14 protein-coding genes and 1 tRNA gene are annotated in these 14,684 nt (G+C 32.8%); 5 read left to right on the top strand and 10 right to left on the bottom strand.

Annotated elements, in window-relative coordinates; translation table 11 throughout:
• Positions 1-179 precede the first annotated feature (179 nt).
• Positions 180-1,418: an ABC transporter substrate-binding protein gene (locus NAAC61_RS03530; protein WP_202695290.1), complete on the top strand. Its 1,239-nt coding sequence runs from the start codon at positions 180-182 to the stop codon at positions 1,416-1,418.
• A gap of 39 nt (positions 1,419-1,457) precedes the next feature.
• Complete coding sequence (locus tag NAAC61_RS03525) at positions 1,458-2,669, top strand: 2,3-bisphosphoglycerate-independent phosphoglycerate mutase (RefSeq protein WP_202695289.1); 1,212 nt, start codon at positions 1,458-1,460, stop codon at positions 2,667-2,669.
• A gap of 26 nt (positions 2,670-2,695) precedes the next feature.
• Here the strand turns inward: NAAC61_RS03525 and NAAC61_RS03520 are convergent, their stop codons facing one another.
• The 10 genes from NAAC61_RS03520 to NAAC61_RS03475 form a co-directional block, all read right to left on the bottom strand.
• A complete protein-coding gene (locus NAAC61_RS03520; protein ID WP_443146879.1) occupies positions 2,696-5,011 on the bottom strand; it encodes a glycoside hydrolase family 65 protein in 2,316 nt (771 codons plus the stop codon).
• 5 nt (positions 5,012-5,016) lie between these two features.
• On the bottom strand, positions 5,017-5,661 hold the full coding sequence (pgmB, locus tag NAAC61_RS03515; protein ID WP_012207996.1) for a beta-phosphoglucomutase: 645 nt from the start codon (positions 5,659-5,661) through the stop codon (positions 5,017-5,019).
• Positions 5,662-5,720: 59 nt separating this feature from the next.
• A complete protein-coding gene (locus NAAC61_RS03510; RefSeq protein ID WP_012207997.1) occupies positions 5,721-6,614 on the bottom strand; it encodes a carbohydrate ABC transporter permease in 894 nt (297 codons plus the stop codon).
• Between the two features lie 10 nt (positions 6,615-6,624).
• Positions 6,625-7,788: a carbohydrate ABC transporter permease gene (locus NAAC61_RS11180; RefSeq protein ID WP_041533988.1), complete on the bottom strand. Its 1,164-nt coding sequence runs from the start codon at positions 7,786-7,788 to the stop codon at positions 6,625-6,627.
• A gap of 90 nt (positions 7,789-7,878) precedes the next feature.
• Positions 7,879-9,090: an ABC transporter substrate-binding protein gene (locus NAAC61_RS03500; protein WP_121514382.1), complete on the bottom strand. Its 1,212-nt coding sequence runs from the start codon at positions 9,088-9,090 to the stop codon at positions 7,879-7,881.
• 34 nt (positions 9,091-9,124) lie between these two features.
• Positions 9,125-10,117: a LacI family DNA-binding transcriptional regulator gene (locus NAAC61_RS03495; protein ID WP_202695287.1), complete on the bottom strand. Its 993-nt coding sequence runs from the start codon at positions 10,115-10,117 to the stop codon at positions 9,125-9,127.
• Between the two features lie 284 nt (positions 10,118-10,401).
• Positions 10,402-11,466 (bottom strand): YqeG family HAD IIIA-type phosphatase, encoded by a 1,065-nt coding sequence (locus NAAC61_RS03490; protein ID WP_012208000.1) that lies wholly within the window; start codon positions 11,464-11,466, stop codon positions 10,402-10,404.
• Positions 11,441-11,695 carry a DUF4911 domain-containing protein gene (locus tag NAAC61_RS03485; RefSeq protein ID WP_121514384.1) on the bottom strand — a complete coding sequence of 85 codons (255 nt, stop codon included), beginning with the start codon at positions 11,693-11,695 and terminating at the stop codon, positions 11,441-11,443. Before NAAC61_RS03485 ends, NAAC61_RS03490 begins: the two co-directional genes overlap by 26 nt.
• A gap of 154 nt (positions 11,696-11,849) precedes the next feature.
• Complete coding sequence (locus NAAC61_RS03480; protein WP_202695286.1) at positions 11,850-13,136, bottom strand: PhoH family protein; 1,287 nt, start codon at positions 13,134-13,136, stop codon at positions 11,850-11,852.
• Between the two features lie 2 nt (positions 13,137-13,138).
• Complete coding sequence (locus NAAC61_RS03475) at positions 13,139-13,702, bottom strand: 3'-5' exonuclease (protein ID WP_121514411.1); 564 nt, start codon at positions 13,700-13,702, stop codon at positions 13,139-13,141.
• Between the two features lie 101 nt (positions 13,703-13,803).
• Here NAAC61_RS03475 and NAAC61_RS03470 point away from each other — a divergent pair.
• From NAAC61_RS03470 to NAAC61_RS03460, 3 genes are all read left to right on the top strand, one after another.
• Positions 13,804-13,880, top strand: a tRNA-Arg gene (locus tag NAAC61_RS03470).
• Positions 13,881-13,943: 63 nt separating this feature from the next.
• Positions 13,944-14,207, top strand: coding sequence for a stage V sporulation protein S (locus NAAC61_RS03465; protein ID WP_041534184.1), 264 nt, complete (start codon positions 13,944-13,946; stop codon positions 14,205-14,207).
• Between the two features lie 139 nt (positions 14,208-14,346).
• Complete coding sequence (locus tag NAAC61_RS03460; RefSeq protein ID WP_012208005.1) at positions 14,347-14,667, top strand: coiled-coil domain-containing protein; 321 nt, start codon at positions 14,347-14,349, stop codon at positions 14,665-14,667.
• The last annotated feature ends 17 nt before the right edge of the window (positions 14,668-14,684 follow it).

Genomic DNA, 14,684 nt, shown 5'->3' with positions numbered 1-14,684 from the left:
GTTAGCCACAGAGTTAAAAGGATTAGTTGGAAGTTTTAAGATATAAAAAGATCTATTTTGATAAAAGGCAGACTTAATTAGTCTGCCTTTTATAATTGACAAATTAAATTCACTTAAAAACAAGTGCTATTTTTATGATATAATTTTATTGAAGATAAAAATACAAGGGGGTGTGTAAAATGAAGAAGAAATTTTTTATTTTCATTATCACATCTTTATTTATCAACTTGTTTGCTGTTCAAATAAATATCGCCGTTGAATCAATAGAAGATCAAATTCAATTACTAACCTCCCAAATAGAGAATTTTGAAAAACAAAATCCAGACATTGATGTTGAAATTTATTCGATTCCAAGTTACCCAGGTTCAACTTACAAATTTTACGGGACATTTGTAGTTACCAATGCGAAAGAACCTACGATCTTATCTCTTGATATGGAGTGGATAAATGAATTTTCACCTTTCCTGGTAAACTTAAATCAAGATTCTGAATATTTTGATGTAAACAATCTTGATCCACAAATATTAGAAATGGTAACAATTAACGGTGAATTAAAAGCAATTCCTTATTATGTTGAAACAGGTGTTTTATATTATCGAAAGGATTTATTGGAAAAATATGGATATGAAGTGCCGACAACTTGGAATGAATTGATTACAATTGCAAAGGATATTTCTCAAAAAGAAGGAATAGAAGGATTTGTCTGGCCTGGTGCTAGATACGAAGAATTAACGACTTTTTTTCTCGAAATTTTGTATTCTCATGGAGGCAAGATATTTGAAGGAGATCACTTAGTTCTAGAACAAGCAGAAAATAAAGAAAAGGCTTTACTTAGCCTAAACCTGTTAAATAACATTATATCTGAAGAAATTAGTCCAAAAGGTGTAACAACTTACAGAGAAGAAGAATGCAGAAACATATTTCAAAGTGGTGATGCCGTTTTCATGAGGAATTTGACCTATGCTTGGCATTTATTAAACAGCGAAGATTCAGCTGTTAATGGAAAGGTGGGGATCGCTCCTATTCCAAAAACTGAATTTACAAATCAACATGTATCTGTTCTTGAAGGAAAAGCATTGGCTATCAACCCAAACTCCTCTGATGAAGAAAGAGAAGCTGCAAAGAAATTTATAAAATACTTGACTTCTAATGAAAGTCAAACACAAAGATTAATACAATTAAACTTTTTACCAACTAATTTAGAAGTATTTAACGAACCAACTATCTCTGAAGTTGATCCCAATTTATTGAATTTTAGATCATCTTTAGAAAATTTAGTTTTAAAACAAAAATCTCCTATATACACAGAGATTTCTTTTGCTATACAAAATAATGTGTATGATGCCTTAACTGGAAGAATTTCAGTTGAAAGGGCTTTAAACAACATGATATCAGAAATAGAGTTTTTATTACGTTAAAGGATTCACTTAAAAAATTAATATCGGAGGTGTAATTTAGTGAACAGTGTAGATCGACAACAAGTTATAAAAGACTTAGTAGTTAAGACAGATTCAAAAATAGTATTACTCGTCATGGATGGATTGGGAGACCTGCCAAAAGATGGTAAAACTCCTCTTCAAGCGGCATACAAACCCCACATGGATGCTTTAGCGAAAGAAAGTGATTTAGGGCAAAGTGTACCTGTTCTACAAGGAGTCACTCCTGGCAGCGGTCCAGGGCATCTTTCCCTTTTTGGCTATGACTCATTAAAGTATGACATAGGAAGAGGTATATTGGAAGCCCTTGGATTAGGAATCAAAGTAGATAAAAAGGACGTTGTTGCAAGAGGTAATTTTGCAACAATAAAAGATGGAATAATAGTTGATAGAAGAGCTGGAAGACCATCCAGTGAAGAATCAAAAAAAATTGTAGAAATTCTCTCTGAAAATATTAAAAAAATAGACGATGTTGATATAACTTTCTACCCAGGGAAAGAACATAGACTTGTGGTTAAATTTACAGGAGAAGGTTTATTTGATGAAGTCACAGATGCTGACCCACAAAGAGAAGGGCTACCAATGGAATGGGCTAAGGCAACTAATCCCGATTCAGAAAAAATGGCTAATATTGTCAACAAATTGATAAAAGAGATAGGGGAAGTCTTGAAAGATCAACCAAAAATGAATTTTGCACTATTAAGAGGTTTTTCCAAGCATCCTCTATTGCCATCTTTTGAAGAGAATTATAAATTAAAAGCCGCCGCTATCGCTACCTATCCTATGTACAAAGGACTTGCAAAATTAGTAGGAATGGAAGTGTTAGAAGCAGGCCAAACAACAGAAGATGAGGTTGAAACATTGAAAAAAGTATGGAATGATTATGACTTCTTCTACTTTCATGTGAAAAAAACTGATTCCTATGGTGAAGACGGAAATTTTGAGGAAAAAGTGAAAGTTATCGAAAACACCGATAAAGCCGTGAAAGAAATTTTAAACCTGAAACCAGATGTTTTAATCATCACCGGAGACCATTCTACCCCTGCTTTACTAAAAGCACACAGCTGGCATCCTGTTCCTGTTTTGCTCTATTCAAAATATGTAAGAAAAGGATTGTCTGTTTCTTTTGATGAATATGAATGCGCAAAGGGAACCCTTGGAACGATATCAGCCTTGGATATTATGCCGTTAGCTTTGGCAAATGCTTTAAAACTAGAAAAGTACGGAGCTTAATCGAAGTGGGCCATATGGCCCACTTTTTAAATTATATTTGAAGTATTAAAAACAAACGATTTGTAACTGGTTAATTCGCAATCTTGAGAAAAAACCTTTACCATTAGATCTTGTGTTGATTCCAAGATTACTTTATCTTGAAAAATACTGATTGTTATCTTTGCTCCCTTCCAGTAGATTTTGAAAGATAGTTTCTCCCATTTTTCTGGTATCCAAGGGTTGAGATTCAAAACTCCATTCTCATCTACACTCAATCCCCCAAAACCATAGACAATGCTTTGCCATGAACCTCCAGTAGATGCAGCGTGTAAACCAAACTCCGTGTTTCCTTGATTATCTTCCAAATCAGTCATCACAGTTTTCATAAAATATTCATAGGCATTGTGATGATCTCCCACTTTCAAACCCATTATTGAATACATAGACGGACTCAAAGAAGATTTATGCATAGTCCTTTTCTCATAATAGTCATAATTCAATTTTTTCGTATTACTATCAAATTCATCTTCCAATAACAATAAAAGCATTATCACATCTGCCTGTTTCACAAGTTGAGTTTTATCTAATTTATTGATCTCTACACCTTTAGGCCACAGTGGCATTTTGTTTTTGTCCCACTCATTGATAATATAGTCCTTCAGTTTAAAATAGCCCTCAAATTGTTCTATAAGTTCTGTGTCGTCAAATTTTGGGATAAATATCTTTTCCGAAATTTCTTTCCAGTTCTTGAAATCTTTTTCTGATAAACCCAAATTATTACACAATCTGTCATATTTTATAAAATCTTTTTGTTTAAGTAAGTTAGAAATCTCATAAGCTTTTTTTAAATTCCACCTAGCTAGATAATTCGTATAGGCATTGTTATTTACGTGCTCATGAAACTCATCAGGACCTATAACATTATTGATTTCATATCTGTCTTTTTGCTCATTATACTCTAATCGAGATTCCCAAAATTTTGCGGTTTCAAAAAATATTTCTGCTCCATAATCAAACATGAAGTTCTCATCGTTAGTAGCTCGAAAATATTCCCAATAAGCAAAAGGAATATCTGCTGTAATATGTATTTCTTCATCACCGGTCCATATTCTCACTGGATTACCCAAATAATCTTTTCCCCACTTTGGAGTAGTTTCTAAACCATTATCTGTCGACTCCCATGGAAATTGGGCACCTTTGTATCCATTCAAAATGGCGTTTTCCCTGGCTCCGTTTAGTGTATTATATCTGTATAGTAGAAGCGATTTTGCTGTTTCCGGTTGAGAATATATAAAAAACGGAACCATAAATATTTCGGTATCCCAAAATATGTGCCCTTTATATCCTTCCCCGTGTAATCCTTTAGCGGCTATACTAACACTAGTATCATTTTTATTGGCACATGAGGTTAACTGAAAAACGTTGAATCTAATGCCTAACTGAGCTTTCTCATCACCTTTTATTTCTATATCAATATCATCCCAAATCTTTTCCCATTCTTCACAGTGTTTTTTTAACTCTTTTTCATAACCTTCAAAGGCAAATTCTACTAAAGCTTCTTCTGATACTTTTTCAACATCACTTATGTTATCTCTCGTTGTGTAAGTTACTCCGTATTTATATATAGTATAAACTTCATCTTTTTCAAGAAAAATCTCATAAAGTTCTTTTACTTTATCACCTAAAATTTTAAAAGAACGATTTCTTAAAAGGTTATTGTTATTTCTATAGCAACGCAACGTCGTTGCTTCGACTACGTCAATTGCTTTCTCTTTTGTAGAAGATTTTAGAAATATACCTGGCTCCAAATCTTTCATTTTTAGAACATTATAATGTTTTACCTCTTTATAAGGATCGTGAACAGAATTTGTAATTGATCCATCTATTGTGTTTTCGATTATAAGTTTTCCTGAAAAATTCTTCGGTACTATTTCATATTTAGTTGCCCATCTGTGGACATCATTCTTGCTGACAAATCTTTCGACGTTGATCGTTAATATTTCACCAGAAGTCAATTCAACTTCTAAGTTTGTTTTTAAAATTGCTTTTCTCATATCAAGAAATCTTTTGAAATTTCTAATTTTGTGATTATCTAAATTAATCCTTTTTCCATCGATATAGAATTTTATTGTTAAAGGGTCCGGATTATTCACGATCTCCTGTACTTCTGCTTCTGATTTGTCATATATACCAGCAATAAAGTTACCTTTCCAACCGTAACTTGAAAATTCATTGAACCCTCTAAGTCCTCGATAACCGTTTGCTAATGTGAAAATAGTCTCGTATTTTTTGTTTTCTTCTGGATTGTATTCATCTTGTACAATTTCCCAAAGGTTCAAAATTTGCTCCCTCCCATAAAACATATTTTTTAAATAGATTCAATTAACGTTAAATTAATGTTTTCAAAATTCTTAATTACTTTATCCGCACCTTTCAATACTTCTTCTTCTCCCACACCAATAACTTTCATTCCGGCTCTTTTCGCAGCTTGTATCCCTGCTACAGCATCTTCAAAAACGACACATTCTTCTGGTTTTAAACTTAAATAATTAGATGCTGTTAAAAAGATTTCCGGATTAGGTTTTGCATTACTTATCATTGTTCCATCTATAACCGCGTCGAAGACGTCTTCAAAATTTAATCGCTCTAAAATTAATTTTGTGTTTTTGCTTGCTGATGCAATTGCGATCTTAATACCTTTGCTTTTCAAAATTTTTATAAATTTCTCTACACCAGGAAGTAATTCACTTTTGTCCATCTTACTTATGTACTCAACGTACCAATTATTTTTCTTTTGTGCCAACTCTTCTTTTTCTTCTAGACTAAGATTTAAATTTCCCAAATCTAATATAATCTCCAAACTTTTCATCCTACTAACACCTTTTAACCTTTCGTTATCTTTTTCATTAAAAGGTATATTCAACTGGTCTGCAAGTTTCTTCCATGCCATATAATGATATTTTGCTGTATCGACTATTACTCCATCTAAATCGAAAATGCAGGCTTTTATCACAGATTAATCCTCCTTTGTATTTCTAAACTCAATACCTTCATCATCAAATTCTTGATCAATTAACCTTTAACTGCAGCAGCTCTACCTGTTTCAACAAACTGTTTTTGAAATGAAAGAAATATAATTATCATTGGAATTGTCATTATGATAGTTGCCGCCATCATGTACTGCCAGAAAGTATAATAAGATGTCTTAAAGAAATTTAATCCTAGGGTTAAGGTGTACATCTCTTTTTGAGAAGTAATTATTAAAGGCCATTGAAAATCATTCCAAGCACCTAAAAAAGTATATATAGCTAACGCCCCAACAGCAGGCCTAGCATTGGGTAACACTATTCTGAAAAAAGTTCCTCCAATCCCAGCCCCATCTATTCGTGCAGCTTCTTCCATCTCTTTTGGAAAATTCATAAAGAATTGCCTCATCAAAAATAGTCCAAAAATATTTGCCAATTTTGGAAACACCATCCCATAATACGTATTGACTAAATCCCAATTTACCATTAAAGTATATTGTGGTATCATGGTAACTTGAGCTGGAACCATCATGGTCCCTAAAAAAAGAGCAAACCACACTTCCTTTAAGGGAAATCTTAGTCTCGCAAAAGCATAACCTCCAAGGGTACCTATGAGAATGTTCCCAATGGTAATAAACCCTGCGTATAAAACTGTATTTAAAAACCATCTCGAATACAACGGAACTACTTCAAAAACCTTCGCATAGTTTTCAAATGTTAAAGGAGCACCAAAAGCCTTAGGTGGCCATTCAAAAACTCGTATCTTGGGTGGCCAACTCATTACATCGGTACCTTTAGTAATACCGTTTTCGTCAACATAATTCATAGGTACAAACGATACGAGTGCTGCCCATAAAAAGGGAAAAAGAGAAATTAAAGTGTAGACAATTAAAACAATATAAGATATTATCCTTGCAATTTTCCATTTTTTCTCTGTCATTGATTTCACCTCAATATTCTTCAGGGATGTATCTCCGTTGTAAAAACGTTATGAACATAATGATCGCAAAAAGTATCAATGCTAGTGATGAAGCATAACCCATATTTCCGTATTCAAAAGCATTTTTATATATGTAAAATGAGATCGTGATATTTCTCATATTTTCGATTAAAAAATAGATCTGATCAAACACTTGCATACAGCCAATAGTTCCCATGACTATAACAAACAATATCTGCGGTCTTAAAAGAGGTAGAGTAATCCTCCAAAATTTCTGTCCCCCAGAAGCACCATCTATCTCTGCAGCTTCATATAATGAATTGGGAATGTCTTGCAGTCCTGCTAAAAAGGTAATCATAAAATATCCCGCGGTAGACCATATGTTCATGAGCATTATTGAAAATAATGCGGTATTTGGGTTATTAAGCCAATCTATCGGTTGATATCCAAAATTGCCGAAAAGTCCAACAAGAATTCGATTTAAGACTCCTGGTTTAGAATAAATCAACCAAAAAATCATAGAGATAGCAGCAGATGATGTTATGGCTGGAAGAAAAAATACAACTTTGTAAAATTTAACACCCTTAACTTTTGAATTCGCTGCGACTGCTAACAAAACAGCTAAAAAAGTTTGTATAGGAACCACGATAATAGTATACAATAATGTATTAAAAAGAGATATTCTGACATAATCATCATTAAACATTCTCTGAAAATTTCCCAATCCGACAATTTGGGGTTTATATTTTTTAAATAGATCTTTTTCTTCTTTCATATAGGTTGTCATAAATTCAGAACTTGTCATAGTTGTATCTAATTTACCTTCGATAAAATCTTCCAAAAGTTTCTGACTATCAAAATATTTCAATATCGCTTCTTTTTGTTCCTCATTTAAATTAATGCCAACGTCGTATTGGATAAAAGTGAGTACGTCAAACCAGCTTTCTATTTCATCAACAGATTTCACATCTGTCTGAAACATACCTAGATGAAGCTCAATGGCTTCTTGTGGGTTAAGCGGTGCCTTGAATTTTTGTGTTTCTAAAGGATTAAAATTAGTAAAACTATAATAAAATATCATGATAATTGGATATATTACAAATAATAAGACTATAATTATAACAGGAGAAGCGAACAGATACCCAGATATTGCTTCTCTAGTTTTAGGTTTCACAAAATCACCTCTTTTCTTAAAAAATGATGAGGGGTTGCCCCTCATCATTTAATTAACTTTAATAAAAGCCTTGAAGACACCTAGTCTGATCTATTGAGTCACCCAAGAATTATAATTCTTTTCGATAGAATTTACAGCTTCTTCAATTGTAATTCTTCCTGCAAAAAGATCATTTAGTAAAGAGTTCAAATAATCGTTTGCTTTGGCAAATATCCCGGTAGGAGTAGGAACTCTCCATGGGTAACCAAATTCAACTGAATCATAGAATACTTTCTTCATAGGATCTGTATCTTCAGCGGCAACACTTTGCCTTGAACCAAGAACTCCTGCCTTTTCAACGAAAATTTCTTGTCCTTCAGTTACTAAGAATTTTAAAACCTCCCATGCTTCATCCTTATGTGGGGTTTGCCTATTCATACCCCAAGCAACGGTATATATCATAGTGGATTCCTCAACAAGACTTGGTATTTCAACTATACCTGTCTTTTCTTCAACATTTGGGAAAGATTCTCTTATATATCCCAAAGCCCAAGGACCTTCCATAACCATAGCAGTCATCTCTTTAGCAAACGCATCTCCGAGCCATCCTGCACCCAACGTGGAAGGTAAATAAGCTAAATCGTAGTTTGTAGCTAGTTCAGTATAAAACTTCATGGCAGCAACCGCTTCTTTTTCGGTTAAAGCAGTTGATAAATCTTCTTTCACCAAACTTCCACCAAAACTATGAATAAATGGAATCAATCTGTTAAAATCTGCTGCCAAAGACAAAGGTGCATCAAATCCTCTTTCTTTCAACAAGGCCGCTTTGTACAACAAATCAAACCATGTATCATCGTTAGTAGGATATGGAACACCATATTCATCAAAAATCTCTTCGTTGTAGAAAAGCGCAAGAGTTGAGAAATCTTTAGCTATTCCGTATATTCTGTTGTTAAACGTGAATGCATCTACCAAGTTAGGATAGAAGTCGTCGATATCAAAGTTATCTCTTTGTATGTATAGATCTAAAGGTTGCAAAACATTGGCTCTAGCAAGTTCTTCGAAAACATACACATCTACATAGAACAGATCAGGTCCTTGACCCCCAGATAACCTAGTCATAAGAGTTTGTTTATAATCTCCTGCAATGGGATCCCATCTGACTTGGATATCTTGATGCGAAGAGTTAAATTTCTGAACAATCTCGTTTATAGCTGATTCTTCAGCAGGGTTTCCAGGCCATCCAGTGATAGTAATAGTTACTGCGGAAAAAGATGAACCAACTAACAAAACCATTAGAACAAATAAAGCTAACTTTCTCATACAATACTACCTCCTTTAAAATGTTTTTATGGTACTAAATATGCTTCTGAATAAAACTCAATGTGCTTTGTCTCTTAATTAATTTTGAAGGAACAACCATAGAAATTGTATCTTTCCCATTTGCTATGTTATCTACTGCTTGCGCAGCACTGTATCCTATTTTTATAATGTTCTGGTCGATGGTACTTAAACCTACAAATTCGGAAAGGGGAATATTATCGTATCCAACTATTGGTACTTCTATATTCAACCCCCTCAAAAATTTCATAGCTGCATAAGCCATAATATCTGAGGCACAAAATATTCCATCATATTCAAATCCTTTTTTTAGAATAGATTTTAATATTTCGACTGTTTTTTCTTCATCAAAATCGCCGAATTCTACATCTACTTCAACGCCTAGGTCTTTTTGAGCACTTTTTACCCCGGCTAATCTTTGCTCTGAGACAGGGATTCCCATATTACCACTAATATAAAGAATCTTTTTACATTTTATCTGTTTTAAATGTTTGATAGCCATATAAGCTCCAGCTACGTTATCACTATCTATGTATACAAAATTGTTTTCATCATTTCTACCTATAACAACATATGGAAATTTTTCTTTATTTAAAAGATCAACCCTTTCATCATTTTTTCTGATGTCTAATAGAATAAAACCATCAACAATCTTACTTTTTATCGTATTACTATAATATTCAGCGACGTTGCCATTTTCATGGATATCTACGATTAGTTTAAGACCTTTTGAAGAAAAGTAATTTAAAACACCTTTTAAAAATTTTGTGGAGTAAGTATCCTCTAAAACCTTTCCACCTTTCACCGAAAAAATAACCGCGTAAATTCCCGTTTTTTTGCTTCTTAAGGAAGTCGCTATCCTGTCTGGTTTATAATCATATTTCTGAATTATTTTTATAATCTTGTTTTTTGTTTCAAGGCTTACTTTATCAGAATTGTTTAATACCCTGGAAACTGTCGCTACGGATACATTTGCCATCTTAGCAATATCTTTTATTTTTAGAGCCATAATAATTACCCCTTAAAACAGTTTTTGTAATCGTTTACATAAAAATAGAATGAGTTTAATTTCTTTAATACCTTTAAATATTGAACTTGAATTCTATACTTTTAATTTATTTTCAAGAATCAAGAGCATTAATGTAATCGGTTACATTAATTATATAAAAAAACTTTAAAACTAGCAAGTCCAATTAAAGGCATTTAAGGACGATTAAAACCATTTAAAGTCGATTATTTTGAAAATCCTTTATTTTCCTCAATATCTATATTTTTTTTGATATTTCAAAATAACTATTCGTTCTTTATCAAAGTTGGCTTTTTTCTTATCCATTTCAAAGCTATTTTTTCAAAAAATCTCATAAATCTAGTCCATAGTCCTTCTTTTTTAGATAGAGGCTTAACTTTTATCGTGTAAAATCCTAAGGCATTCCCTAGCGCAACATCAGTGAAAAGTTGATCTCCAATCACCACGCCTTCCCCAGGTTTGTAACCATGAAACTTTATTTTTTTTCTGATTTTAAATCTTAATGGCTTCATTGCAGAAGTCAATAAATCTACTCCTAACTCATTTAATTGTATATATAAATTCATAAAACGCTTTTTTGAGCTATTACTTGCTATTAATATATAGAATCCGAGATCTTTTAATTTTAAAAAAAGATCGATGACTTCTGGTTGTAAATAATCACTATGCCATTCATTGAGGGTATTATCGAAATCAAAAATTAAAATTTTATACCCCTTATCTTTGAGGTGCAAATAATCAATATCAAATACACTTTTTTCAAATTCATTTGGACCTACTAAATCAATAGCTCTAAAAAACCAACCTATAGTATAAAAAAACACGTTGTAAGCAAATTTCGTGAATCCAGCCATAAACTGTTTAAACTTATTTTCGAGTCCATAAGTATACGGATTTATCAAAATCGTATACAACCCCAGACGATTTCCTGCGCTAATATCTGTGATAAAAAGATCACCTATAATAACAGTTTCTGACTCTTTTGAACCGAGCTCTTCTAAAACGGATTTCAATTTTTTAGGATTAGGCTTTTTCATACTTGTATGTACTTTTACCTTCCCGTTAGTCAGTTTTTCAATTCTTTTTACCTTTTCCCTTTTGGCATTGGTAACTATTGCAACTTTAAAATCATCGTTTATTAATTTGTTTAAAAGGTTTAATGTTTTATCAGGAATATTGTCATCTCTCCATACAGTAATAGTAAAATCATAATCCATAAGAATAGTATTGAAACCAAGTTTTTTTAATTTTTCATAATCAATAGAGTATATATCAGGACTATATTCTCTAGGTATTGGAATGTACTTAAATAATCCCATTGTGCGGTTCAATACTTACAACCTCCACTTTTATGTCGGAATTTTTCAAAGAGTTGAGTAAAGTTAATGCTTCATCAACCAAGCCTGCTGGTACTATTATTTTAAAATACCCATTCTCTTGTTTTTTTCTAACGTTCATTATGTGTGCTTCAGCTTCGACCAGATAAATTAAAAGGTGAATATCTTCTTTTGCAATGTCTATGTAGATATCGTATTCAAGATGCAATTTTTCTTTCTTCATTAACTTATTTTTCCTCCTAGTTATTTATTTTTTGGCTTCTTTAGAACTTCTAATACTTACTTTAGCGCCCCCTTCGCTCCGCAGCCCATCCTAAAGGAAAAAAGAGTTTTATCCCTTTGCCTCGCTCCCCACCCATCTTTCCCCCATCCATCTCTTACAAAATTTCAGAAGACACTGTTGCTAATTCTGACCTTTCACCTTTTTTCATTGTAATATTAGCTGATAAAGGGTTATCTTTAAATTTTGAAGCTGTATAGACTAAGCCGTTAGATGAACTGTCCAAATACGGGTTATCTATTTGATATGGATCTCCCGTTAATACAATCTTTGTGCCTTCTCCAACTCGGGTCAAAATAGTTTTTACTTCAGCAGGAGTCAAATTTTGGGCTTCGTCAACTATCATGTATTGGTTTGGGATTGTTCTTCCTCTTATATATGAAAGTACCTCTATCTCCAATAAATCTTTCTTAGTTAGGTATTCTTCTGGTTTCTTCCCGCTACCTTTGAATAACAAATCTAAATTATCATATATAGGTTGTAACCAGGGTCGCATTTTTTCTTCTATATCTCCGGGTATATAACCAATATCTTTCCCCATCGGTATAACAGGCTTTGAAACCAAGAGCTTATTGTATAATTTTTCAACTTGCACACAATATAAGCCTGCTGCTAACGCTAGTAACGTCTTACCCGTCCCAGCCTTACCAACTAGCGTCACAAAAGGTATGTCAGGGTTTAAAAGTGCATCCAAGGAAAAAACTTGTTCTACGTTTCTAGGTTTTATTCCAAAAATTTCGCTTTCAAAATCTATCAAAATTGATTGAAACTTCTTTAGCTTAGAATCATATCTTAAAAATAAGTTTCCATAGTTAAGATATGAATTTGGAAGAGGTTCTTCTTTGAACCCTAATTCTGAAAAATCATACTCACCCTTCTCTTCAACCTCTTTATCTGGGTTTTCTATCGTATAATACCCATCAGGCAGAAGTTTTATGTCTATTTTATCAGTCAAATAATCTTGACTTTCTAATCCTAACGCATCAGCCTTGATCCTCAGATTTAAATCTTTACTTACAATTATCGTTGGTAAGTTGTCTGTTCTTTTTAAAAACATGGCGTAATATAATATGAAATCATCTTTTGATTCCCCAAGGTAAGTAGGAATTTTATGTTTTTCATCGTTTTTTTCCAGCGCCAAGATTTTCAATATGCCTCCACCAGGCAATTTTATCCCTTTATGTAATGGTGTCCCATTTCTAAAACTATCTAAAATTCTATTGACCTCTCTGGCAGATTTAGCCACTTTATCACTTCTTGTTTTTAACTTATCTATTTCTTCTATTACTGGAAATGGGATCAAAACATTGTTATCCTGAAAGTTGAGAATACTGTTAGGATCATGAATCAAAACATTTGTATCGATAATAAAGTTCTTAATCAAAATCAATCACCCCATTTTTTAATAAAATTGGTTATTGCTTCGAATGAAAAAAGTTTTATATATTTTTGGAAAAGTTTAGCTGTAGATAATGCATCATCCCAAGCTCTATGAAATTGCTTTATCCCTAAATTGAACTTTTTCGAAAGAAATTCAAGATTGTATGGGCCTTTATCAAAATAGTATTTTGAAATCTCGAGGGTGTCAATATAGTAATTATCAATTGAAAACATCCCACTTTCTTTTGCAGCAATATCTAGAAACCTCAGATCCATTTTTACGTTATGTGATACAATTATAGAATCATCAATATACTCTTTAAATCTTGGGAAAACTTCTGATAAGGATGGAGCGTTAGAAATATCTTGATTATTTAATTTATGAAATTTAGAGACCTCTCCAGGTATGAATATATTTGGATTTACCAAGGTATGAAATGCATATTTGAAATTAATTTTTTTATCGTATATGGGGATCGCTGCTATTTCTATAATCCGATCTCCTAACTCAGGGTTCAAACCGGTTGTTTCAAAATCTAAAGCTAAAAAAACTTTATCTTTAACTTTCATCACAATCTTTACCTCCACGAATAAATTATATCATATGATTTAAAAAATTTTTGGTCTTGATTTAAATAGTCATTTTAAGGTATAATTATCATTAGTGATGAGCGTCTGTAGCTCAACTGGATAGAGCGTCGGACTTCGGATCCGAAGGTTGTGGGTTCAAATCCCACCAGATGCGCCATATGCTCTATATAAGTCAAAATTACAAACAAAACATTACAGGGAGGTATCATTCATGGCAGAAATGGAAGTACTAAAAGTAGCTGCTAATTCAAATCCTGTTGCTGTTGCCGGTGCTTTAGCTGCTATCATTAGAGATAAAGGAAGCGCTGAGTTACAGGCTATAGGAGCCGGCGCAGTTAATCAAGCTGTTAAAGCTATAGCAATAGCCAGGGGGTACGTAGCTCCGAGCGGAATCGATTTAGTTTGTGTTCCAGCGTTTTCAGATGTTGAAATTGAAGGGGAAGAGAGAACGGCAATTAAATTTTTGGTTAAAGCAAGAGACTAAAAGAGGCTATGCCTCTTTTAGTTTTTTTAGTTTTAGAATTAAAAAATATGCGTATTTTTAGTTTTTTTTCATCTAGCTGTGTTATAATTGCTTTAGTTTCACTTCAACAAATTATTTTAATAAAGGGGGAATGTACAAAATGGACGTTTTGAAGGAACTGGAAAATATGTTAGAAACGTTGGCCGACAAATACAACGAACTAAAAAAAGAAAAAAACGATCTTCAAACTCAGTACGATGAATTGTTCAGCGAATACGAAAAAATAAACAACGAAAAAGAAGAGATGGGACGTGAATTGGAAGAATTAAGAAGAAAGAATGATGAAATTGAAAACCATCTAAACCAGTTAAAAAGTTCACTTATATCAAGATTAGGAGATGAGTTTAGAACTGGAGAATTTGATAATCCGGCATCTTCAAATACTTCATTCCAAGATGAACCGGATCAAAATCGTTATTAATTGATTCATTAAAATCA

Source organism: Petrotoga sp. 8T1HF07.NaAc.6.1 (genome assembly GCF_016772115.1).
Lineage (GTDB): Bacteria > Thermotogota > Thermotogae > Petrotogales > Petrotogaceae > Petrotoga > Petrotoga mobilis.
The sequence above is the reverse complement of the archived record's forward strand: the minus strand, read 5'-3'. Positions and strand labels throughout refer to the sequence as shown.

Bases quoted from the DNA above. Each gene is read 5' to 3' on its own strand.
- NAAC61_RS03530 (WP_202695290.1), top strand. From the start codon at position 180: ATGAAGAAGAAATTTTTTATTTTCATTATCACATCTTTATTTATCAAC.
- NAAC61_RS03520 (WP_443146879.1), bottom strand. From the start codon at position 5,011: ATGTTTTATGGGAGGGAGCAAATTTTGAACCTTTGGGAAATTGTACAA.
- NAAC61_RS03510 (WP_012207997.1), bottom strand. From the start codon at position 6,614: ATGACAGAGAAAAAATGGAAAATTGCAAGGATAATATCTTATATTGTT.
- NAAC61_RS03500 (WP_121514382.1), bottom strand. From the start codon at position 9,090: ATGAGAAAGTTAGCTTTATTTGTTCTAATGGTTTTGTTAGTTGGTTCA.
- NAAC61_RS03495 (WP_202695287.1), bottom strand. From the start codon at position 10,117: ATGGCTCTAAAAATAAAAGATATTGCTAAGATGGCAAATGTATCCGTA.
- NAAC61_RS03485 (WP_121514384.1), bottom strand. From the start codon at position 11,695: ATGAAGAAAGAAAAATTGCATCTTGAATACGATATCTACATAGACATT.
- NAAC61_RS03475 (WP_121514411.1), bottom strand. From the start codon at position 13,702: ATGAAAGTTAAAGATAAAGTTTTTTTAGCTTTAGATTTTGAAACAACC.
- NAAC61_RS03465 (WP_041534184.1), top strand. From the start codon at position 13,944: ATGGAAGTACTAAAAGTAGCTGCTAATTCAAATCCTGTTGCTGTTGCC.
- NAAC61_RS03460 (WP_012208005.1), top strand. From the start codon at position 14,347: ATGGACGTTTTGAAGGAACTGGAAAATATGTTAGAAACGTTGGCCGAC.